Annotated in this window: 18 protein-coding genes; 7 read left to right on the top strand and 11 right to left on the bottom strand. The window is 61.5% G+C overall.

The annotated features are described in order from the left end of the window. Position 1 precedes the first annotated feature (1 nt). The 5 genes from ACSQ36_RS11520 to ACSQ36_RS11500 all read left to right on the top strand — a co-directional run bounded on the left by ACSQ36_RS11520 (position 2) and on the right by ACSQ36_RS11500 (position 5,629). Entirely contained in the window at positions 2-1,024 is a 1,023-nt protein-coding gene (locus ACSQ36_RS11520) for a type II secretion system F family protein (protein ID WP_436181998.1), read from the top strand. Between the two features lie 85 nt (positions 1,025-1,109). Then, positions 1,110-1,976: a pilus assembly protein gene (locus ACSQ36_RS11515; RefSeq protein WP_436183160.1), complete on the top strand. Its 867-nt coding sequence runs from the start codon at positions 1,110-1,112 to the stop codon at positions 1,974-1,976. A gap of 11 nt (positions 1,977-1,987) precedes the next feature. Further along, a complete protein-coding gene (locus tag ACSQ36_RS11510) occupies positions 1,988-2,374 on the top strand; it encodes a DUF3613 domain-containing protein (protein WP_436181997.1) in 387 nt (128 codons plus the stop codon). 1 nt (position 2,375) lies between these two features. Beyond that, the gene (locus tag ACSQ36_RS11505; protein WP_436181996.1) at positions 2,376-4,121 is read left to right on the top strand and encodes a TadG family pilus assembly protein; all 1,746 of its coding nucleotides are present in this window, start codon (positions 2,376-2,378) and stop codon (positions 4,119-4,121) included. Between the two features lie 116 nt (positions 4,122-4,237). Further along, positions 4,238-5,629, top strand: coding sequence for a sigma 54-interacting transcriptional regulator (locus ACSQ36_RS11500; protein WP_436181995.1), 1,392 nt, complete (start codon positions 4,238-4,240; stop codon positions 5,627-5,629). Positions 5,630-5,682: 53 nt separating this feature from the next. Here ACSQ36_RS11500 and surE read toward each other — a convergent pair whose 3' ends face one another. From surE to ACSQ36_RS11455, 9 genes are all read right to left on the bottom strand, one after another. Then, positions 5,683-6,474 (bottom strand): 5'/3'-nucleotidase SurE, encoded by a 792-nt coding sequence (surE, locus tag ACSQ36_RS11495; RefSeq protein WP_436181994.1) that lies wholly within the window; start codon positions 6,472-6,474, stop codon positions 5,683-5,685. 125 nt (positions 6,475-6,599) lie between these two features. After that, positions 6,600-6,839, bottom strand: a complete 240-nt coding sequence (locus ACSQ36_RS11490; RefSeq protein ID WP_436181993.1) for a hypothetical protein — start codon at positions 6,837-6,839, stop codon at positions 6,600-6,602. 201 nt (positions 6,840-7,040) lie between these two features. Continuing rightward, positions 7,041-8,042, bottom strand: coding sequence for a DUF1571 domain-containing protein (locus tag ACSQ36_RS11485; RefSeq protein ID WP_436181992.1), 1,002 nt, complete (start codon positions 8,040-8,042; stop codon positions 7,041-7,043). Between the two features lie 181 nt (positions 8,043-8,223). Further along, on the bottom strand, positions 8,224-9,537 hold the full coding sequence (locus ACSQ36_RS11480; RefSeq protein ID WP_436181991.1) for an acetyl-CoA C-acetyltransferase: 1,314 nt from the start codon (positions 9,535-9,537) through the stop codon (positions 8,224-8,226). A gap of 133 nt (positions 9,538-9,670) precedes the next feature. Further along, positions 9,671-10,576 (bottom strand): MaoC family dehydratase, encoded by a 906-nt coding sequence (locus ACSQ36_RS11475; RefSeq protein ID WP_436181990.1) that lies wholly within the window; start codon positions 10,574-10,576, stop codon positions 9,671-9,673. A 2-nt stretch (positions 10,577-10,578) separates the two neighbouring features. Continuing rightward, a complete protein-coding gene (locus tag ACSQ36_RS11470) occupies positions 10,579-12,009 on the bottom strand; it encodes a 3-oxoacyl-ACP reductase (RefSeq protein WP_436181989.1) in 1,431 nt (476 codons plus the stop codon). Between the two features lie 37 nt (positions 12,010-12,046). Beyond that, entirely contained in the window at positions 12,047-14,551 is a 2,505-nt protein-coding gene (locus ACSQ36_RS11465) for an acyl-CoA dehydrogenase (protein ID WP_436181988.1), read from the bottom strand. 111 nt (positions 14,552-14,662) lie between these two features. Then, positions 14,663-15,466 (bottom strand): TetR/AcrR family transcriptional regulator, encoded by an 804-nt coding sequence (locus ACSQ36_RS11460; protein WP_436183159.1) that lies wholly within the window; start codon positions 15,464-15,466, stop codon positions 14,663-14,665. 245 nt (positions 15,467-15,711) lie between these two features. Next, a complete protein-coding gene (locus ACSQ36_RS11455) occupies positions 15,712-16,938 on the bottom strand; it encodes an MFS transporter (RefSeq protein ID WP_436181987.1) in 1,227 nt (408 codons plus the stop codon). Between the two features lie 351 nt (positions 16,939-17,289). On the opposite strand from ACSQ36_RS11455, the gene ACSQ36_RS11450 reads away from it, so the two are divergent. Beyond that, positions 17,290-17,523, top strand: a complete 234-nt coding sequence (locus tag ACSQ36_RS11450; RefSeq protein ID WP_436181986.1) for an AraC family transcriptional regulator — start codon at positions 17,290-17,292, stop codon at positions 17,521-17,523. A gap of 1 nt (position 17,524) precedes the next feature. On the opposite strand, the gene ACSQ36_RS11445 is transcribed toward ACSQ36_RS11450, so the two are convergent. Together ACSQ36_RS11445 and ACSQ36_RS11440 are read right to left on the bottom strand one after the other, a co-directional pair. Beyond that, positions 17,525-17,776, bottom strand: coding sequence for a hypothetical protein (locus tag ACSQ36_RS11445; RefSeq protein WP_436183158.1), 252 nt, complete (start codon positions 17,774-17,776; stop codon positions 17,525-17,527). A gap of 126 nt (positions 17,777-17,902) precedes the next feature. Next, positions 17,903-18,433, bottom strand: coding sequence for an Lrp/AsnC family transcriptional regulator (locus tag ACSQ36_RS11440; RefSeq protein WP_213761630.1), 531 nt, complete (start codon positions 18,431-18,433; stop codon positions 17,903-17,905). A gap of 152 nt (positions 18,434-18,585) precedes the next feature. On the opposite strand from ACSQ36_RS11440, the gene mdeB reads away from it, so the two are divergent. Then, positions 18,586-21,306, top strand: a complete 2,721-nt coding sequence (gene mdeB, locus ACSQ36_RS11435; protein WP_436181985.1) for an alpha-ketoglutarate dehydrogenase — start codon at positions 18,586-18,588, stop codon at positions 21,304-21,306. Positions 21,307-21,340 lie beyond the last annotated feature (34 nt).

The raw sequence follows: 21,340 nt of genomic DNA, 5'->3' as shown, positions 1-21,340 counted from the left end.
CATGACCGCTCACACTGTGTTCGCTCTTGCCTTGCTCGTCGCCGCGCTCGGATGCGCTTTGCTGGGCGTGCTCGCATTCACGGGCCTCGCGCGCATGCAGCGCGGCGCGCGTACGCTCGACCACGCGCTCGATCAACGCGCGGCCAGCTCGGCGGCACGTGCGATTGCAGCGGGCAAGCTGGCGCCGCAGACGACAGACGCGAAGGACACGAGCGAGGCGGGGCGCGGGCGGCCCAAGGGCAGCCGCCTGTCGCGTCTGGCCGATGCGTTCAGCCATACGCTCAGCCTTATGGCGATGAGCTGGCTGGACACGCCGTTCGGTGCCATTGTGGTGGCGTCTGAAGACCGGCGATTGCTGGATCGATGCGGTTTCCTCAGTGCCAACACGCGCGCGCGTTTCTTCGCAGCGCGGATTGGCAGCGCCGCGCTGCTGCCGATGCTTGTGCTGGTCTGGTTCAACGGCGAACCTCGCCTCGCCATGTGGATGATCAGCGCACTCGGTCTCGGGTTCATGTTGCCGAAGTGGTTCGTGCGGCGCCGCGCGAAAGCGCGTCAACGCTCGGTAGCAAGCGAGTTGCCGATGTTCGTCGACTTGCTGCGTTTGCTGCAAGGCGTCGGCCTGTCGCTCGATCAGAGCCTGCAGGTAATGATCAATGACTTCGCAACAGTCCTGCCGGTGCTCTCGCAGGAACTCGCGCTGGCCCACCGGCAGTTCACCACTGGACGTACGCGTGAGCAGTCGCTAAGTCGGCTCGCGACGAGCTATGAGAACGACGACCTGAATGCCGTGATGCGGCTGGTGGTCCAGGTCGACAAGCACGGTGGCGCGGTACAGGAACCGCTGCGCCAGTTCGGCGACCGGTTGCGCGAGTCGCGCCGCGCGACGCTGCGTGAACGGATCGGCGCATTGACCGTGAAGATGACCGGCGTGATGGTGGTGACCTTGCTGCCCGCCCTGTTGATCATGACAGCCGGTCCGGGATTTATCGCCGTGTTCCATTCGCTTTCCACGATACATAAATAAACGTTGAAGAGACGTTGAAGAGAGTGACACCATGAAATCGATCGCCATTGACGCAACCAAGAACCGCCTGCTCGCGGTTGTCCTGATGCTTGCCTGTACCGTTTTCGCGGGGCTGGGCGGCTGCGCGTCGAAGATGGACAGCGGTTATGGGGTCGGCATACAGGCGGAGCGCGAGGCCGCGCTTCAGCAGTCGCAACAGAAACAGGATGCGCCCGATACACCCGGCATGTATCTCGCGCTGATCGACCGGATGCAGTCGCAGGGTTTGTTCTATGCGTCGCTTGCACACATTGACGCGTACGAGAAGCAGTATGGCTCGACGCCCGACACGACTCTGCTGCGTGCCGACGCCCTGCGCCAGACTGGTCAGGCCCAGGGTAGCGCCGACGCATACACGAAGTTGCTGAACACGCCGCTGGCAGCGCGGGGATATCGCGGGCTCGGTTTGCTGGCGGGAGCCGCAGGAGAATTTGGTAAGGCATCCGAAGAGTTTGACGCCGCCACGCGCCTGCAACCAACCGACGCGCTCACACTATCGGACCTGGGTTACGCGCGCTTGCGTCTCGGCGATGTGGCGGGCGCTCGCGTACCGCTGATGAAAGCCGCGGAGCTGGCGCAGGACAACCCGAAGATCCTGAGCAATGTCGCACTGTTCCTGCTAGCCGAGGGGCAACCTGCCGCGGCGCAAGGGCTCATCACGCAGCAGAAATTTTCGCCGGAAGTGCAGCAGGCGATCCGCACGGATGCGCAGCGCATTGCGGCGGCGTCGACACAGGCCACGCATGCACGGGCGGCCGAGGTTGCGGTGGCGACAACCGAGCAAGCGCGTGTTCCTATGGTCCGCGCGCCGCGGACGGTCGATTCGCTGCTCAACGCGCAATTGCCGCTGACCCAGACATACGATCAACCCGCCGCGATGTCGGCCAATCAACCGCAACTGGTCGTACGGTGAAGGAACGAACCATGAATGAGTATCGGACGGGGCGAGGGTGGGCCAGAGCGGCGAGTCAGGCTGCGGGATTGATGGTCGCGTTGGGCTTGATGTCGATAGCCACCGGCTCGGTGGCGCAGACGCAAACGCGTTTGACAGAGCAGCCCCGGGAGCAAGCATCGGAAGCGCCGGCGGTTCAGGTAGCGCAGTCGCACACGGACGCGCCTGTCACGCAGATCGGTGACGCCGCCCACTCCCTGCTCGCGTTGCAGCGAAGCGGCCAGTTGGCGGCGCCGGCGCAGCCAATGCTGGGTGTGGAAGCGAGTGCCGCGTACGCGCGTTATCTGAAGTCCTTCGATCACCCGATCCCGGAACATCTGGATTCATCGGTGGGCGCGGTAGGTGGAGCATCGAACTGACATGGATCACCTGCCGACATCGCCGGGCAGACCGACACCGCGTGGCCGCAAGCGCCAGCGTGGCGTGGCAAGCGTGTTGGCGGCGTTCTGGCTGCTGGTAGCGGTCGCGGCGCTGGCTGCTATCGATGTGGGTAATGTGTTTTATCAGCGACGCGTCATGCAGAGCGTGGCGGACATGGCGGCGAATGCGGGCGCTCAGGTCGTCGACAATGCCTGCTCGCGCGCCCCGGCCACCGCGCTCGGCAGTGCTGGCGCGAACGGCTTTAACGCGTCGGCGTCAGGCAACTCGATCACCACGACCTGCGGGCGCTGGGACCCGACGCTCTATGCCGGGCCGAGCTACTACGCGGCGAACGCTACACCGAGTAACGCGGTGCAGGTGACGGTGTCGAAGCAAGTGCCTTATTTCTTTCTGGGAGCAGGGCGCGTAGTTAGCGCGACCGGACTTGCGCAAGCGGTCAACGTGGGGGCATTCACTATCGGCACGACTACGGCAAGCGTCGATCCTACCGTCATTACCGGACTGCTGAACGCCATGCTCGGGACGAATATCAACGCGTTGCAGATATCGGCGGCGGGTTACGCGGGTCTTGCCCAAGCGCGTATTCAGGTAGGCGATCTTGTCACGGCAGCGGGCGTGGGTACCGTGAACCAGTTGCTCGCGACGAACGTTACCGCCGGGCAATTCGTCAATCTCATGCTCACCGCGTTGCAGACCACACAGGTTGCGAACGCGAATTTATCGGTGGCGCTTGGCGCGTTGCAGGCCGTCGCGAACGCGAATATTCCTGGCTCGCAGACCTTCGCTATCGGTGCGGTGAATGGAGGAACGGGTCTCCTGCAAGTTGGCCTTGCTGACACGCAGTCCGCGCTCAGTGCAACCATCAGCCCGCTGGACGCATTGTTTGTCGCGGCCGATATCGCACAGGCTGGAAAGTCCGCCGTGAATGTGTCGACGGTTCTGAACCTAGGGGTGGCGACGGCGACATTGCAGGTGCAAGTGATCCAGCCGCCGGTCCTGGCCGTTGGCGAGGCCGGGAAGACGCCGGCAGGCGCATGGCGCACGATCGCCACGACGGCGCAGGTGCGGGCGTTTCTGAAGGTGACGCTTGGCGCGTTGCCCGGACTGCCGTTGGGGCTTGGCGCCCCGATAGTGACGCTGCCGGTCAACGTGTACGTATCGCCGGGAACGGCATGGCTGAGTTCCACGCAGTGCCTGTCGACCAAGGCATCAAGCAACTCGGTGGTCGGTGTTCAGACCGGTCTTGCGAACGTGTGCATAGGCGATGCGCCCACCAACCTCTCCGCGTCCGCGCCCTACAGTTGCGCGCCCGCGACGCTTGTCAACGTGCTCGGTCTTATCACCGTTCAGATGGCCACATCGCTTCCGGCTGTCGTACCCAATGCTGCATCGATGACATTCGATGGCATTGTTGGCAATGCTGACGATTACCAGACGACGAACTCGAACCAGGTGGGGGGTGTGCTGTACAACGCGACAACGGGTTTCGCCACGCAGTTGTCCGCCCAGAACGGACTGACCGTGACGGTACTCGGGATCAAGCTGCCGCTTGGTTCAGCCGTTGGCCAGATACTGATAGGTTTTGTCGTGCCGCTGCTGACGCCCGTATTCAATGCCTTGGACACGGTTCTTATGCCCGTGCTGCAACTCCTCGGCGCACAGATCGGCGTGAGCACCGTGCATGACCTGTCGCTGACGTGCGGCCAGTCGCAGCTTCAGTATTGAACGCATGATTGAACCCGCGACCCGCCGGTGCCGTTAACAAAGTAACCAACGTCCACGCGATGAACACCCGCAACGGGCGGCGAAGCCACAAGATGCAAGCCATGAGAATCGAGAGAATGAGACCAGCGACAACAATCGATGACCTCGATATTTACGTGTGGGAAGGCAAGGCGGATATCGTCGAGCAGGTGGTGCGCTGCATGTCGGGTTTCGAAGTCGATGTGATCCGCGCCGACGGCATGTCGATAGCCGCGGGCCAGGACGCCCAGCGCCAGGCAATCGCGGTGGTGAGCGTCAGCGTGATCGACACGGGCGCATTCGCATTGCGCGATTGGGAAGCGCATCGCGGCATGCCGGTGATCTGGGTGGGGGCGGCGCCGCGTGAGCGCGACACCAGCGTTTTCCCGACCGACTACTCGCATATCCTGCCGCTCGATTTCACCGGCGCCGAGTTGCGCCGGATGGTGGCGAAGCTTGCCCAGCAATTGCGCGCGCATGGGGAGCAAGTGCAGGAATCGAGTGCGCTGATCGCGAATGCGGAATGCATGCAGGCATTGCTGCGCGAAGTGCAGACCTTCGCTGATTGCGACACCAGTGTGCTCGTGCATGGTGAAACCGGTGTGGGCAAGGAACGCATTGCGCAGATGCTGCACGAACAGCACAAGCGGTATTCCGAGGGACCGTTCGTGCCGGTCAATTGCGGCGCGATTCCCGATGGCTTGTTCGAATCGCTATTCTTCGGTCACGCGAAAGGTTCGTTCACCGGCGCTGTGATCGCGCACAAAGGCTACTTCGAGCAGGCCGATGGCGGCACGCTGTTTCTCGATGAGATCGGCGATATGCCGCTGTATCAGCAGGTCAAGTTATTGCGCGTGCTGGAAGACAGTGCGGTCACGCGGATTGGGTCGACCATGCCGGTCAAGGTGGATTTCCGGCTGGTCGCGGCGACCAACAAGAACTTGCCGCAACGGGTGAAGGAGGGTGACTTTCGCGCGGATCTTTACTATCGGCTGGCGGTGATCGAGTTGAAGATTCCGTCGCTGGAGGAACGCGGGGCGCTCGACAAGATTGCGTTGTTCAAGTCGTTCATCGCGCAGGTGGTGGGGCAGGAAAAGCTCGCGACCTTGCCCGAGTTGCCGTACTGGCTGGCTGATGCTGTCGCTGATAGTTATTTCCCCGGCAACGTGCGCGAATTGCGCAATCTGGCGGAGCGCATAGGCGTGACCGTGCGGCAAGTGGGCTCATGGGACACCGCGCGGCTGCAGCGCCTGCTCGCGCTTGCCCGCACCTCGCAGCCGGTGCCGCCCGAGCTGAGCGCCGAAGTGATTGTTGACCGTAGCAAGTGGGACATGAACGAGCGCAACCGCGTGCTGGCCGCGCTGGAGGTGAACGGCTGGCGGCGTCAGGACACGGCGGGTTACCTGGGCATCAGCCGCAAGGTGCTGTGGGAAAAAATGCGCAAGTTCCAGATCTTCGACGAAGAACCTGAAACGCGCATTGTGAGTTGAGACGTTGCAGGCGGAGGTATCGAATCCAACGGTCTCGCCGCTTAGTTTGACGTCTACGCCAGCGCCGCCGTCAACGTAGCGAACGTACGTTCGTCGGTGCGTTCGAATTGCAGCGGCGTCACCGATACGCGTCCCGATGCGACCACCGCCGTCTCGCTGTCGGCTGCATTTTCGCGCGGACTGCGCTGGAAACGCAGCCAGTGATATTGCAGGCCACGCGGATCGATTTGCGGCAGGACGTCGATACCTTCCACCAATCCCACGCCCTGGCGAGTCGGGGTTAGCGGGCCGGCCAGCGCGGCGTCTATATCCGGAAAATTCACGTTGAAGCAGGTCGGCGCATTGTGTTCGATGGCGAGCAGCGAGCGGATCACGCCGGGCGCGAGTTCGCGCGCGGTATCCCAGCGCACGTTGTCGCGGTCACTGAAAGTCTGGCTCAATGCAATGGATGGCAAGCCGAGCAGCAAGCCTGTCATGGCCGCGCCGACCGTGCCGGAAAACATGGTTTCTACACCCAGGTTCGCGCCGCGGTTGATACCCGACAGCAATAGCGTGGGGGGCGCGTCCCGCATCAGATGCCGCACCGCCATCACCACGCAGTCACCCGGGGTGCCGAGCACGCCGAAGCGACGCTTGCCATGCTCGCTCACGCGCAGCGGCGAATGAAGGCTGATGGAATGCGACGTGCCGCTTTGGTCATGCTCCGGGGCGACGACCCACACTTCGTCCGCGAGTTCGGCGGCTACCGCTTCGAGCACGGCGAGGCCGGGTGCGTCGATACCATCGTCGTTGGTCAGCAGAACGCGTGCAAATCTGGGCCGGGAAGCGGGCATTGCAGCAGGCATTGCAAATCTCCTTTCGATTGAGGGAAAGCGTCACTCAATCGATTATTCCAGAGATCGCGATGCGGGGTGAAAGCGTGAGCGGCCAGCGTGAACGAGTGCGTTTGTGAATAGCGTCCTGGCCGGATCTACTTGATGCCGAGTCCGCGCAGCACTGCGTTGCCGTCGTCGGTCAGGCGGAACTTGGACTCGCCCGGCATGGGCGATACCATCTCCACGTAGCCGTATTCGCTCAGCGAGGCAACGTCGGGAGGCGCGGCCATTGCGTCGATCGGCGCATGCAGCAGCAATAGCAGCGTGGCGATCTCGTGGTGGCTGAGTAATCGTTTGATGGCCCGTACTGGAGCCGATGCGTCGCGGAGGTTCATGACGAACTCCTTTCGTTAATGCTTTGTCTTTGTGTATCGTGCAGCGCGTCGATCGCACCATGTCGCACCACGCAGCGGCGCGTGAAGTTTCGATGAAGTTGGGGCAGGGTATCGGTCAAGTCTTAGGCGAAACTTAAAACAGACCAAAAGCCACGTATGCCCCCGGTCTGAACACGCGCCATGAACGCAATCGAGTGCGGGCTAAAAATTGTAAGCCGGGTTAACGGGGCTGAACGTGGTGTCGTCGAATGTCTTCGGTACGATGGTCTGGAACACGATGCTTTCGAAGATATTGCCGTCGTTGTCGAAGGATTCCGCCGTCCGGAAATATGGCCGCCTCAGGTCCAGTCCCAGGACTTCTTTCTTGGCGTAGAACTCGGGCTGTCCAGAAGGGGTTTCGTAAGTGAAGGCAACCACGCGGGCACCATCAATCGTTTTCACTTCGATGTCCTCGGCGCGCATGACTCCGGCGTCGGCGAATTTCTTGCCTTCGGCGAGGAACTGCTGCGTGATGTATTCGGTACCGAGATCACGGACCGAATGGCGCGATTGCGAGCGCGCGAGCGCGCCGTTAAGTGACGTCCAGAGCGCAATCACCTTTAGCAAACCGCCTAGATGACCGTACATTTCATCGGGGCGGGCGGTTTCGTCGTAGAGAATCTCCTGACCCGCGTGTGCGCCGTCCGGCAGCCATTTTGCGTAGACCCGCAGCGGGTCGCGTGTCACGCGCACCAGCATGTGGTCGGCCTGATCCGGCCATTGGCCATGGATACGCTCACGACGAAGCATGGTGAACTCATACGACGGATAACCATTCGGGCCGTCCTTCAGATAGCGCGGCAGCGCCAGGGGATCAAGCGATTTGAACAGCGAAACAAGCGCCGCGTCGCTCATGTTGGCCAGCATGCCGCTCCGTGCGGCGCGACTCAGCCAGCGCACCTGGCTATCGAGCGGGAGTTTTCCGACCAGCGCCGCGGGCGTCTTCGGCGGCGTACTCGTTGCGCCGGCGGAGAGCGCCGGACCGGCTGCAGAGGTAGCGGTGGACGTCGGCAGTGCGATCGTGGCCGCGGCCCTGCTCACCGCCTCCTGCGCGCTGGCGGGCACGGCTATGGCTGACAGGGCGAGGGCAGCGAGCAGACTCGAGACCCAGGCGCTTGGGCGGATCAGCTTGCGGTTTTGGCGGCGCCGTCGTGCTCGATGCATGAAGTTCTCCGTGGTCCGTTCGTTCTGCTTTGGCCGCTTTGCCGTTGCGCAGTTCACGGCGAAAACCTTTCCATGTCTTAGAACGCATCGGGGAGACTGGAAATTCCGGCGCGTTGCGTTTTTATCTTCAGATTCTTCAGATGGATGCCATCGACAAACCTGGCCGGCCCGCCAGCCGGCATCAACGTTCGAGAATGGCGGCCACCCCCTGTCCGCCCGCCGCGCAGATGGAGATGAGCCCACGGCGCGTGCGCGTGTCGCCTGGCTCCCGTGCCGGTATCGCCAGCATTTTGGCAAGGGTCCCCACGATCCGTCCACCGGTCGCCGCGAACGGATGACCCGTTGCCAGCGACCCGCCATTGATGTTCATGCGGCTGTGCTCGATCGACCCGAACGGGCCGTTGAGCCCAAGTTGCGTGCGGCAGTATTCCTCGTCTTCCCACGCCGCGAGCGTGCACAGCACCTGCGCCGCGAATGCTTCATGGATCTCGTAGAAATCGAAGTCGGGCAGCGCCAGTCCCGCGCGTTCGAGCAAACGCGGGACAGCATAAGCGGGTGCCATCAGGAGACCTTCTTTCTTGTCGAAGAAATCAACGGCCGCGGTTGCTGAGAACGTGAGATAAGCAAGCACGGGCAGGTTGCGCGCGGCCGCCCATTCTTCGGCCGCCAGCAGCACCGCTGACGCGCCATCGGTGAGTGGCGTGGAATTGCCGGCCGTGAGCGTCCCGGCGTCGCGGTCGAAGACGGGTTTCAGCGCAGCGAGTTGCTCGGGCGTGAGATCCGGCCGCAGGATGTTATCGCGTGAAAGACCTTTGTACGGTGTCATCAGGTCGTTGAAAAAACCGCGCTCGTACGCGGCCGCCAGCTTTCGATGACTGTCGATCGCAAGTTCGTCCTGCGCCTCGCGCGATATCTTCCAGCGCTTGGCCATCAACTCGCAATGTTCGCCCATTGAAAGGCCGGTACGGGGTTCGCTGTTACGCGGCAGCGCGGGTTTGATCAACATGCCGGGACGCAGCTTCGCCAGCGCGCTCATGCGCTGTGCCGTGGACTTGCCGCGGTTCGCTTCGAGCAGGATCTTGCGCATCCGTTCGTTCACGCCAATAGGCGCGTCGGAAGTCGTATCCACGCCGCCCGCAATGCCTGCGTCGATCTGTCCGAGCGCGATCTTGTTCGCGACCAGGATCGCGGTTTCAAGGCCCGTTCCGCACGCCTGGCTCACGTCGTAGGCGGGCGTTTCCCGGGCGAGGGTGGTGGACAGCAACGCCTCGCGCGTGAGATTGAAGTCGCGTGAATGCTTGACCACTGCACCCGCCGCGACTTCGCCAAGCCGCAGGCCGTGCAGGTCGTATCTGTCGATCAGGCCTTGCAGCGCGAACGTCAGCATGTCCTGATTCGATGCTGTCGAGTATGCCGTGCCGGAGCGGGCGAACGGGATCCGGTTGCTGCCGAGGATCGCCACGCGACGTACGGCGGGAGGGGCGCTCACAGTCATGATGAGGTCTCGTCGAAGGATACGGCGGGTGCTTCAAGATCGGCTTCAGTCGGCCCGGGTAGTTGAGGATACCGTATGATTTTGTACAAAGCGCGGACTGCATCGCAGCGTTCGCCCACGACGAGCGCCGGAATCATGGCAATTCCCATTCGAAGCGTCCGCGCAAATGGAGCCGTTCACCTGCCAGATCGCGTACTTCGAAGTCACGTCCTGTCGCCGATAAAGCCGCGCTCCACAACGTGGTTTCAGCGGGTAGAAAAATGGGTGACTTGAAGGCGCCTTGCACATCAGCGGCACCGAGCTGCTTCGACGGTTGCAACGCCGAGAGCGTACGCCCAAGCGTCCACATGCCATGCGCGATGGCGCGCGGAAAGCCGAACGCTTTCGCGGCAAGGGCGTGCAGATGAATAGGGTTGAAGTCACCGGACGCTTTTGCATAGTCGCGGCCGAGTTGTGCGGGAAGCTGCCAGCGCGCTTCACGGATCAGTGCGGGCGCAGTAGAGTCGGCCTGAGGAGCGGAGGCATGACGGTGACCCGGAACACCCCGCTTCAGATACACACTGTCCGCATCCCAGACCGCTTCACCACCGCGATAGATGCGCGTATGCAGCGTGAACGCCTGCCCCTTGTCGTGAGCCACCAGCGCGCCGCTTTCTACTTCGATGCGTAATGCCTGTCCCGAGTACAGCGTACGCCGCAAGCGCACGCTGTTCGATACATGCACGAGACCCATCGCGGGCCATGGGAACGCGGGATCGGTGAGCAGCATCAGGTGCAGCGGGAACGCCATCACGTGAGGGAAGGTGACAGGCACCCCTTGCTCGGGGATAAAACCGCATACGCGCGCATAGCGGCCGATCTGTTCGGGGTCGAGCGCCACGCTCGGGCGCACGAGGCGCAGCGGCGGTAGTTCGGCAACCCCATCCGCGCGCTTGAAAATGCCCTGCAGCGCACGGCCATAGAGTTTCGCGGGTGGAGGCAGCGACTCGATGATCACCGTGCGCATGCGCGGCGAGTTTGACGGAACCGGCATGCCCATGGTCATGCTCCGATCAGGCTTTGTCCGCACACGCGCACCACGTTGCCGGTGATACCGGCGGAAGCCGGACTGGCGAGCCACGCGATCGTCTCGGCGACGTCCACAGGCTGGCCGCCCTGGCTCATCGAATTCATGCGTCGTCCGGCTTCGCGAAGTCCCAGCGGAATCCGGGCGGTCATCTGCGTTTCGATAAACCCCGGCGCCACCGCATTGATCGTGATGCCCCGTGCGCGCAGTGGTTCCACCATGCTTTGCACGCGGCCGATCACGCCGGCCTTCGAGGTCGCGTAATTGGTCTGGCCGAGATTGCCGGCAATGCCGCTGATCGACGATACCCCTATGATCCGGCCGCCCGCGTGCAGCACGTTATGATCGAGCAACAAATCGTCTATGCGCTCCTGCGCCGAGAGGTTCACATCGATCACGCTGTCCCACGCGGCCTCCGTCATCTTCGCGATGGTCTTGTCGCGCGTGATGCCGGCGTTGTGCACGACGATATCGATACCGCCCACGGCCAGCAGCGCGGCCGAGATGGTCTCGGGCGCTTCAGGCGCGGCGATATCCACAGCGAGCGCCGTGTGCGCCCCTTGCGACGGCCATGCATCTTCCAGCGCGAGCATGGTCTGGTCGAGCGCGTCCTGAGCCTGAGGGACATCCAGCCCGATCACGTGCGCGCCACGATCGGCGAGCACCTGCGCAATCGCCGCACCAATCCCGCGTGCCGCGCCCGTCACGAGCGCACGTTTGCCCGCGAGCGGCTGGTTCCAGTCGGCGGGCTGCGTGACCGGCGTGGTGTCGATATGCACGACCTGACCCGATACATACGCCGAGCGTGGCGAAAGCAGAAAACGCAGCGCGCCTTCAATATCGGCGCCCGGTTCTACCTGAACCAGATTCGAAGAGATGCCGCCGCGCGCTTCCTTGCCGAGTGAACGTGTCATGCCTTCCAGCGCCCGTTGCGCGGTCCATGCTCGCGGTGATGGGCAGGATTGTGGCTGCCGTCCGAGGACGACGATACGGCCGCTCTTCGCCACCGACCGGATTGCATCGTGGAAGAAGCTGTAAAGCGCATGCAGTTGCGTGCTGTCGGTGATACCTGTTGCGTCGAAGATCAGCGCCTGTACGCGATCGTTCGGCGCCGCGCCGGGCGAGCGCGGTTCGAAGCGTCCGCTCATGGCGCCATGTCTTGCCGCGACGGGCAACCAGCCGAGCGCGCTTTCGTGAGCGACGCTCGTCATGCCGATGGAAGTCAGCAGCGTAATCAACGGCTCGAACAGCGTGGGCGACGGACCCGCTCCGATCGCTGCCATACCGCCGAATTCCGGGCGTCCCTGCGCATGCCGCCGCAATACTATCGGCTGTGGCAAGCCGATGGAACGCGCGACGCTCGCGCCGAAGGGAGAATTGACGAAGTCGAGATAGCGATCTTTCATGCCTGCCTGAAAAACGGTTTAGCGCTTGTGTATTGGATCACGCATGGATTTCCTCGGGCTCGTTCGCCAGTGCTTCCTGACGTTTCTTCAACGCATCGAGCATACCGAAATCCGCGCCGAAGTCATCGACCTTGACGACTTCCACGCCGTAACGCGCGTAGTCGGAGAGTACCTGACGTTCGGTCGCATCGATCAAACCGCGCGTTTCGCAGGCAGAGGCCCACGCGTCGAGATCGGGCAGGCTTTGCGGCATCGGCGGGAGCTGCCTGGCCTTAACGGCATCGCGCAGCTTGTGCTCGATCTCGGCATAACGCGGACTGAGCGCGAACATCAACTCCCCGTAACCGAGCGGATCGATATGCACGGGCGGCGCGTACGAGTCCGCAATCAGACGTTCGCGGGCGTCGCCGGGGGTTGTCATCAACTCGGCAATAGCGCTCCCCAGCCGATCCCCCGGTACGCGGCGCGGCATGCCGAAAGGAAACGCAAGTGCGCGCACGAAGCCTGCTGCGAGCGGTTTCGGATAGTTGGAAAGTACGCCTTCGAAGGCCGTTTGCGCTTGATGCAGCGAATCTTCGACACCCCAGCGCACGAGCGGAAGATCGGCTTCTGGACGGCCATCGTCTTCGAAGCGCTTGAGCGTGGCCGAGATCAGGTAGAGCTGCGAGAGGATATCGCCGAGTCTTGCCGAGAGGCGTTCGCGCCGCTTCAATTCGCCACCGATCGCGAACATCGATACGTCCGCGAGCAGCGCGAATGCCGTGGCGAAGCGAGTAGCCGCGCGATAGTAGGGCACAAGACGCGTGTCGGCGCGGGTGGGTTTGGGAATCAGCACGCTGCCGCCGAACGCGAACACGAAGCTGCGCACTGCATTCGATGCCGTGAAATTCGCGTGACCGAAGAAGGCGTTGTCGAAATCACGCAGACCCTTGGCGCGGTCGGGATCGCGTGTCGCGGTCATCTCTTTCAGCACGTACGGATGACAGCGGATCGCGCCCTGACCGAAAATGATCAGGCTTCGCGTAAGGATGTTCGCGCCTTCCACTGTGATGGAGATAGGCACTTGTTGATAAGCGCGGGCGAGGAAATTCGACGGTCCCATGCAGATGCCCTTGCCCGCGACTACGTCCATACCGTCGTTGATCACTTTGCGCGCGCGTTCGGTGATGTGATATTTCGCGATTGCGGAAATCACCGACGGCTTCTCGCCAAGATCGACGCCTTGTGCCGACAAGCGGCGTGCCGCGTCCATCACATACAGGTTGCCGCCCATGCGCCCGAGCGCTTCCTGCACGCCTTCGAACTTGCCGATAGCGGTACGGAACTGCCGCCGCACGGCGGAGTAAGCACCGGTGCCGCGCACGGCCAGCTTCGCCATGCCCACGTTCGACGATGGCAACGAAATGGCGCGTCCCGCTGCGAGGCATTCCATCAGCATGCGCCAGCCGTTGCCGACTTGTTCGCGCCCGCCGATCACCCAGTCGAGTGGAATGAAGACATCGTTGCCCCAGTTCGGGCCGTTCTGGAACACTGCATTCAAAGGCCAGTGACGGCGGCCGATATTCACGCCCGGATGATTGGTCGGGATGAGCGCGCAGGTGATGCCGGCTTCATCTGCAGTACCCAGCAGATGGTCGGGATCGAGCGCGCGAAACGCGAGGCCCAGCACCGTCGCTATCGGCCCAAGCGTGATGTAGCGCTTGTCCCATGTCACGCGAAAGCCGAGCGTTTCGCGGCCCTCATGCACTCCTTTGCACACGATGCCCACGTCGGGGATCGCCGCTGCATCTGACCCGGCGTAGGGACTGGTCAGCGCGAAGCAGGGGATTTCATCGCCACGAGCGAGACGCGGCAGATAGTGGTTCTTCTGTGCTTCGGTGCCGTAGTGCATCAGCAATTCGGCGGGGCCAAGCGAGTTGGGCACCATCACCGAAACCGCTGCGGCAGAGCAGCGCGTGGCGAGTTTCATGATGACCTGCGAATGCGCGTAGGCGGAGAATTGTTTGCCGCCGTACTGCTTCGGAATGATCATGCCGAGGAAGCCCTTCGACTTGATGAATTGCCACGTTTGCGGCGACAGGTCTTGCCAGATCGCCGTCGTTTCCCAGTCGTTCGCGAGATCGCAGAGCTGCGTGCATTCCGTGTCGATGAAAGCGCGCTCTTCGGCCGTGAGCACCGGTGCGCCGAGTGCAAGTAGCGTGTCCCACTTCGGGCGTCCCGAGAACAACGCTGCATCCCACCAGACCGTGCCGGCTTCGATCGCATCGCGTTCGGTCGGCGACATCTCGGGCAGGATCTTGCGGAACAGGTTGAAGACAGGTTTGGTCAGCAGCGCACGGCGCAGCGGCTTGACGGCAAGCACGAGCGCGGGCAGCACGAAGACGATCGCAAGGAGCGCTGTGAGGACCGGCCCGGTCACCCCTGCGAACCAGCCGGCCGCCACCCAGATCACTGCCCATGCGAGCCAGCCAACGGCGGGCGCTTGCATATACAGCAAAGCCCCGCTCACGATAAACAGTGCGACCACGAAGCTGGCTGTCATGACGACCTCTCCCGATGTTGTTCGATAGTGTGCGCGAGAACGGCATGGAGGCGGTGTGCATCGGCAGCTTATTGTTCAGCACATTACATACCCGGCGCGTGCGTCCTCAACTCAGGCGGTGGCATGTTGCGACGCGTCATCGTGCGCGAACGGACCCGCGCTTAAAGGGTCCGGCGTCAAGGCTGTGGCGCTATCGGAGACCGGTTCGCGCTCGGCGAACATGGAGGCGAACGGACAGGCGCCGTTGGGAGGAGACAGCGGCGCTTTGAGCGCGGCCACCATGACCAGCGCGAGACGGCCGATCAATTGCGAGTCCTCCAGGCGCTGGCCCTGCGTGAAATCGGCGATAAGGCTGGTCGTATCGGCCCCGGCGAGAATGCCGCTGAGCGAGCCGATGCAAAAGTGCAGCCGCCAGCCAAGTTCTTCGCGAGGCAAATGCGGCAGGACAGTTTGAAACGCGCAGAAGAAACGCTCGGCGACATCCGCATAGATTCCGCGCAGGAAATTGCGAATGAACGGCGACGGGTCGGTGTAGGCGCGGCCTAGAAGGCGCAGCAAAGCAGGGCCGCTTTTCTCGACGCAGCGGGATTGCTGGAGCGCCGGGATAAACATCGCGCCGAGGATGTGCTCGCAGGTGAGTTGCGAACCCAGCGAGGACTGGAAGCGTTCAAGCAAGGCCAGGCGGTTCTGGTTAAGACCGTCGAGGCGACGAGTGAGCATTGCGTGGATCAGCGCGTCCTTGCCGCCGAAGTGATAGTTCACGGCGGCCAGGTTGGCATAGGCGCGAGCGGTGATGAGCCGCATCGACATGGCTTCGTAACCAGCGTCAATGAAGAGCGCTTCGGCGGCGTCGAGCAAGCGAGTCTTTGTATCGCCGGACGCGCGTGATGGCGCGCGACTGGAAACGTTAAGCATGGAACGGGTAGGCACAGGCGTCTCCGGGACCGTTGTGGCGGTCCGCATGGTGGCAATTATCGATTAAAAGCTTTTGATTAAAACGGGCGTTCTAATCAAGATAAAAAGCTTTGGTGAGATCGACAAGCCATTTTGTGGAGCGCGCTCTCTAGAAAGAGAACGGTTGTGCGAGAGAAGGTGCGGAAGAGATGTGAATCGAGTGAGGAAAATGGGGACGCAAATGCGTCCCCATTGGATAAAAACCCTTAAATCGAACTCGTCGCCCCGACATGCTGGGCCGACTCGGTCATGTCGATGCCTCGTCGCTCGCGGCTAAAGAAAATAAGCGCCGCAATCACCACGGCGACCGTGCCGCCGACCAGCGCCATGGCGAGTCCATAGTTATTGCCGTTCTTGATAGCGATAGACGCCTGCATGGTGGCATTGACCGAAGCCAGCAGATTGCCCAACTGATAAATGAGGCCGGGAAACGTGGCGCGAATCTCATCGGGCGAAATCTCGTTCAGATGTACCGGGATCACTCCCCAGGCCCCTTGAACCGAGATCTGCATCAGGAACGCTCCGGCGGCGAGCGCTACCGGGCCACTTGAGAACGCCCAGAGCGGCAATACCGGCAACGCGATTAAAGAGGCAATAAAGATTGCCCAGCGGCGCCCGATTTTCTCCGACATGGATCCGAAGAACAGCCCGCCACAGATCGCCCCGATATTCAGAACAATGGTAATGAGCGCAACCGTGTGTGGATCGAAGTGATGCTGTTCGCGCAAGAAAGTCGGATAAAGATCCTGGGTGCCGTGCGAGAAGAAGTTAAACGCGGTCATCAAGACAATTGCATAGATGGACAATTGCCAGTTCTGCCTGAGCGTCTTCAGCAAGCCGGGGCGTGGCCGCTTCTCCATGGCCTTCCATGCCGGCGACTCAGGCACGTGCGCACGCACATATAAAACCAGCAGCGCGGGCGCCACGCCGATAAAAAACATCCCGCGCCAGCCGACATACTGATACGCGACGCCGAACACAATTGAAGCCAGTAGATACCCGCTCGGATAACCTGCTTGCAAAAGACCCGATACAAAGCCACGCGCTTTGGTCGGCACGGTTTCCATCGTAAGGGCTGAACCCACACCCCATTCACCGCCCATCGCAATACCGAACAGCGAGCGCAACACGAGCAGCGTAAAGAGATTCGGCGAGAAACCCGACAGCAGTTCCAGCAGCGAATAGATCGCGATATTGACCATTAGCGTTGGACGCCGACCGTATTTGTCGGCGAGACGGCCGAAGATCAGCGCTCCGAGAGGGCGCATTGCGAGCGTCAGGGTAATGCCAAAAGCGACCGCCGGAATCTTCGTATTGAATTCCGTGGCGATGTCTTTCAATATGAAAACCATTAGAAAGAAATCGAAGGCATCGAGTGTCCAGCCTAAATAGGCCGCAATCGTCACGTTTCTTTGTTCTCGCGTCCAGCTCATTACCGTAATCTCCCCATTCGCGTAATTGATTAACCATGACGACGTGACCGAGCTCTTCTCTGCGCCGCGCCGAATAAGGCGCTCGGCTGGTGTCGGCAGGTTGGAGTGTACGCCGCTGTTTAATTCGATGCTCGCAACGATCGGCCAAATTGGTATTAACCCCGGTATGATTTGGTGTTTGCGGTGCACCGCATCATCGGATAGCTTTCGATTAAGCTGATAAATTAAAGTAAATGAAAGTTAATTGAATTAATTTTGTATTAAATGGTTCGAGGGGAGGGTCGTGGGCACTTCACCTGAGGGCAGGAGATCGGTTCACTTACGGACAAGCGCGTTGGCTGGCCAAAATTGATGCCGGCCGCATCGAAACTAGATCAGCAGAGTCCCCATGTCCGCCACTCCTCGCGCTCGTTGGCCTTATGTTTTCATCTCGGCTGCCGCGATGACCTGGCTAGTCCGATCCAGGCATCGTTGTCGATAGAGAGGATAGCTTATCGAAATGGCTTCGACCATCCCGCGCATTTCAGCCGGCGTTTTCGCGCGGCGTTCGGAATGTCGCCTCGGGACTTCCTGCGGGTTCGATGAGCTAGTGCGAGTCGACTAGCGCTTGCAACCCCGCGTCTCGGATCGCCAATACGTCGAACAAGCCAAGCGCGCGTAATGCGGGCAGGGCATCGACAATATCGTTTTCCGCCGTTGTACGCTCGTTCGCGGACGTCAAGGGATTGGCCCAGACTCGCGCGTTAGCGAGGAACGCACCGACGGTGCCTTTGCGAACGGAGACGCCGTTGAACGTGCCGTCGTCGAGGTGATCGGGAAGAATATCTGCGGCGCGCATCATGTACTCCTGGTGTGTGATTGACCTCTCCACTTTAGCGAGCGGCAAGCGCACGCGCTGCGGTGTACATGCCATTCGATACGCTTTCCACGCCAACGGGACTTGTTCAACGAGCCATAAACCCCATTAACTCCACTCCATATCCGCGTTCTCGTCTGGGTCGTGCAACGTCAACCCCGACAGCGGCAGCGGCAACGCCGTCTTATACCGCACCTGCTTGAGCGCGAAGCTTGATCGGATGTTCGAGATGCCCGGGATCTTTGTCAGCCGTTCAATGATGAAGCGTTGCAGAGACTGGATGTCCGGCATCACGACGCGCAGCAGGTAGTCGGCGTCGCCGGTCATCAGGTAACACTCCATGACCTCAGGGCGCTCGCCGATCGCTTCTTCGAAACGCCGCAGCGCGTCTTCATCCTGTTTCGTCAGGCTGACCTGGATGAACACGTTGATCCGAAGCCCAAGCGGTTCGGGGTTCAGCAACGTGACCTGCTGTTTGAACAGTCCCAATTTTTCGAGCGCCCGCACGCGGTTAAAACAAGGCGTCTGCGACAGGTTTACCGCCTGCGCCAGTTCCGAATTAGTGATGCGCGCATTCTGCTGCAACTGGTTCAGGATGCCGATGTCGATACGGTCCAGGCGTTTAGGCGATGTCGTCATAGCTCGAATATTCTGGAGAAGGGGGCGTACGCGGAATAAATACACTATCCCGGAGCCTGATTAAAAGCAAATGAGAGGCACATTCTGCGGCGCAATAGTTAAGCTGTATTGCAATGCCAACGCTATTCCCCCATTCAATGCGGAGCCGTGCCATGACCGATTTATCCAGCGGAAGCGAACAGATTCTGTCGATAGCCCGAGGTCGCGAAGACACCGATCCCGAGGAAACCGCCGAATGGCTGGAGGCGCTGGACGCAGTCACCGAACACGTTGGCCGTGACCGCGCGCAATACCTTTATGACCGGCTCGCCGAGCATGCGCTGTCGCTGGGTATCGAGTCGTCGCGGGCGCGTGTCACGCCATATATCAACACCATTCCTGTTGCAGAGCAGCCGCGTTATCCGGGCAATCTGGAGATCGAGGAAAAGCTCGCGGCTGCGTTGCGCTGGAATGCGCTCGCGATGGTCGTGCGTGCGAACAAGGCTTACGGCGAACTCGGCGGCCATATTGCGAGCTATGCCTCCGCGGCCGATCTCTTCGAAGTGGGTTTCAACCATTTCTTCCGAGCCGCTGCGCCGGATGCGGGCGAAGGCACGGGCGCAGATCTCGTGTATTTCCAGCCGCATTCATCGCCGGGTGTTTATGCTCGCGCGTTCCTTGAAGGCTTTCTTGGCGAAGAGCATTTGCAGCACTATCGGCAGGAGATAGTCGGACCCGGGCTGTGTTCGTATCCGCATCCGTGGCTCATGCCGGATTTCTGGCAGTTCCCCACGGGCTCGATGGGCATCGGTCCGATCAACTCGATCTATCAGGCGCGCTTCATGCGCTATCTGCAAAACCGCGGCCTTGCCAAGACGCAGGACCGCAAGGTGTGGGGCTTCTTTGGTGACGGCGAGATGGATGAGCCGGAATCGATCGGCGCGCTGTCGCTGGCCGCGCGCGAGCAACTCGACAACCTGGTGTTCGTCATCAATTGCAACCTGCAGCGGCTCGACGGTCCGGTGCGCAGCAACGGGCGCATTATCGATGAGCTCGAAGCGCAGTTCATCGGCGCGGGCTGGAACGTGATCAAGGTCTTGTGGGGCTCCGACTGGGATGCGCTCTTTGCACGCGACCAGACCAACGCGTTGCTGCGTGCATTCGCGCATACGGTCGATGGTCAGTTCCAGACTTTCTCGGCGAACGACGGCGGGTATAACCGCGAGCGTTTCTTTGGCCAGAATCCCGAGCTTGCCGCATTGGCTTCGCATCTGAGCGACGAGGATATCGACGGCCTGCGTCGCGGCGGTCACGACGTACGCAAACTCCACGCGGCTTACGCGAAGGCGCTCGGTCATCAAGGCCAGCCGACCGTGATCCTCGCCAAGACGATGAAGGGCTTCGGCATGGGTACATCGGGGCAGGGAAGAATGACGACGCACCAGCAAAAGAAGCTTGGCTTCGACGACCTCAAGGCGTTTCGCGATCGCTTTCGCCTGCCGCTGTCGGACGCCGATGTCGAGGCGGTCAAGTTCTATAAACCTGCGGAAAACAGTCCGGAGATGCAGTACCTGCACGCACGACGCGCAGGCCTTGGAGGCTATCTGCCCAGAAGGCGGAGAGCGGCGTCGAAGGGGCTGATCGTCCCTTCGATTACTACCTGGGGCCAGTTCGCAATCGATGCGGCAGGCAAGGAAATGTCGACCACCATGGCGATCGTGCGCATGTTCGGCACGCTGATGAAGGACGCAACGCTTGGGCCCCGCGTGGTGCCGGTGGTTGCCGATGAGGCGCGCACCTTCGGCATGGCGAACATGTTCCGGCAGGTTGGCATCTATTCACCGCTCGGGCAGTTGTATGAGCCGGAAGATCTCGGTTCCATGCTCTATTACCGCGAGGACACCAAGGGACAGATTCTCGAAGAGGGCATTTCAGAAGCGGGCGCAATGTCGTCATGGATCGCCGCGGCGACGTCCTACAGCGTGCACGATCTGCCCATGCTGCCGTTCTACATCTATTACTCGATGTTCGGCTTCCAGCGTATCGGCGACATCATCTGGGCGGCGGCTGACCAGCGCGCCCGCGGTTTCCTGATCGGCGCGACCGCGGGCAAAACGACGCTTGGCGGTGAGGGTCTGCAGCATCAGGATGGCAGCAGCCATCTCGTGGCATCGACGATACCGAACTGCCGTGCATACGATCCCGCGTTTGCCTATGAAGTCGCGGCTATCGTCGATGAAGGAATGCGCGAGATGGTCGAGCGCCAGCGCGACGTGTTCTATTACGTCACCGTGATGAACGAGAATTATGCGCAACCATCGGTGCCCGGCGGCGATCTCGAGACGCTGCGCGAGGGCATTCTCAAGGGCATGTATCCGCTTGCGGCGGAACCGGACGCTACGGCGCAGGTGCAGTTGCTCGGTGCCGGCGCGATTCTCGGTGAGGTGATCGCGGCGCAGCGGATGTTGCGCGACGAGTGGGGCATTGAAGCGGCGGTATGGAGCGTGACGAGCTTCACGGAGTTGCAGCGAGACGGTATGGTATCCGAAAGACTTTCACGGCTCGGCGAGACAGCCCCTGCGCCGTATGTGGGCACGATGCTTGGCGCGTCGCGCGGCCCGGTGATCGCGGCAACGGACTATGTTCGCGCCGTGCCCGAACTGATCCGCGCTTACGTGCCGCGTCGCTACGTGACGCTTGGCACCGACGGTTTCGGCCGTAGCGACACCCGTCAGGCGCTGCGCGAGTTTTTTGAGGTGGATCGCGCATCCATTGTGATCGCAGCCTTGAAAGCGTTGGCCGACGACGGCGAGATCGATATCGCCATAGTGCGAAAAGCGTCACAGCAGTATGGCAAGGCAGCGTCCGCGTCGGGCGCTCCCTGGCAGAGGTAGAAGCCGAGGGCTGGCCATTGCGGCAAAACCGGGC

Source organism: Caballeronia sp. LjRoot34, from assembly GCF_964253815.1.
Taxonomy (GTDB): Bacteria; Pseudomonadota; Gammaproteobacteria; order Burkholderiales; family Burkholderiaceae; genus Caballeronia.
Note: the sequence above shows the minus strand (reverse complement) of the source record. Positions and strands in the feature narration are given on the sequence as shown.

Coding starts and splice junctions, on each gene's coding strand:
- ACSQ36_RS11520 (WP_436181998.1), top strand. CDS start 2: ATGACCGCTCACACTGTGTTCGCTCTTGCCTTGCTCGTCGCCGCGCTC.
- ACSQ36_RS11515 (WP_436183160.1), top strand. CDS start 1,110: ATGCTTGCCTGTACCGTTTTCGCGGGGCTGGGCGGCTGCGCGTCGAAG.
- ACSQ36_RS11510 (WP_436181997.1), top strand. CDS start 1,988: ATGAATGAGTATCGGACGGGGCGAGGGTGGGCCAGAGCGGCGAGTCAG.
- ACSQ36_RS11505 (WP_436181996.1), top strand. CDS start 2,376: ATGGATCACCTGCCGACATCGCCGGGCAGACCGACACCGCGTGGCCGC.
- ACSQ36_RS11500 (WP_436181995.1), top strand. CDS start 4,238: ATGAGACCAGCGACAACAATCGATGACCTCGATATTTACGTGTGGGAA.
- surE (WP_436181994.1), bottom strand. CDS start 6,474: ATGCCTGCTGCAATGCCCGCTTCCCGGCCCAGATTTGCACGCGTTCTG.
- ACSQ36_RS11490 (WP_436181993.1), bottom strand. CDS start 6,839: ATGAACCTCCGCGACGCATCGGCTCCAGTACGGGCCATCAAACGATTA.
- ACSQ36_RS11485 (WP_436181992.1), bottom strand. CDS start 8,042: ATGCATCGAGCACGACGGCGCCGCCAAAACCGCAAGCTGATCCGCCCA.
- ACSQ36_RS11480 (WP_436181991.1), bottom strand. CDS start 9,537: ATGACTGTGAGCGCCCCTCCCGCCGTACGTCGCGTGGCGATCCTCGGC.
- ACSQ36_RS11475 (WP_436181990.1), bottom strand. CDS start 10,576: ATGGGCATGCCGGTTCCGTCAAACTCGCCGCGCATGCGCACGGTGATC.
- ACSQ36_RS11470 (WP_436181989.1), bottom strand. CDS start 12,009: ATGAAAGATCGCTATCTCGACTTCGTCAATTCTCCCTTCGGCGCGAGC.
- ACSQ36_RS11465 (WP_436181988.1), bottom strand. CDS start 14,551: ATGACAGCCAGCTTCGTGGTCGCACTGTTTATCGTGAGCGGGGCTTTG.
- ACSQ36_RS11460 (WP_436183159.1), bottom strand. CDS start 15,466: ATGCTTAACGTTTCCAGTCGCGCGCCATCACGCGCGTCCGGCGATACA.
- ACSQ36_RS11455 (WP_436181987.1), bottom strand. CDS start 16,938: ATGAGCTGGACGCGAGAACAAAGAAACGTGACGATTGCGGCCTATTTA.
- ACSQ36_RS11450 (WP_436181986.1), top strand. CDS start 17,290: ATGCCGGCCGCATCGAAACTAGATCAGCAGAGTCCCCATGTCCGCCAC.
- ACSQ36_RS11445 (WP_436183158.1), bottom strand. CDS start 17,776: ATGCGCGCCGCAGATATTCTTCCCGATCACCTCGACGACGGCACGTTC.
- ACSQ36_RS11440 (WP_213761630.1), bottom strand. CDS start 18,433: ATGACGACATCGCCTAAACGCCTGGACCGTATCGACATCGGCATCCTG.
- mdeB (WP_436181985.1), top strand. CDS start 18,586: ATGACCGATTTATCCAGCGGAAGCGAACAGATTCTGTCGATAGCCCGA.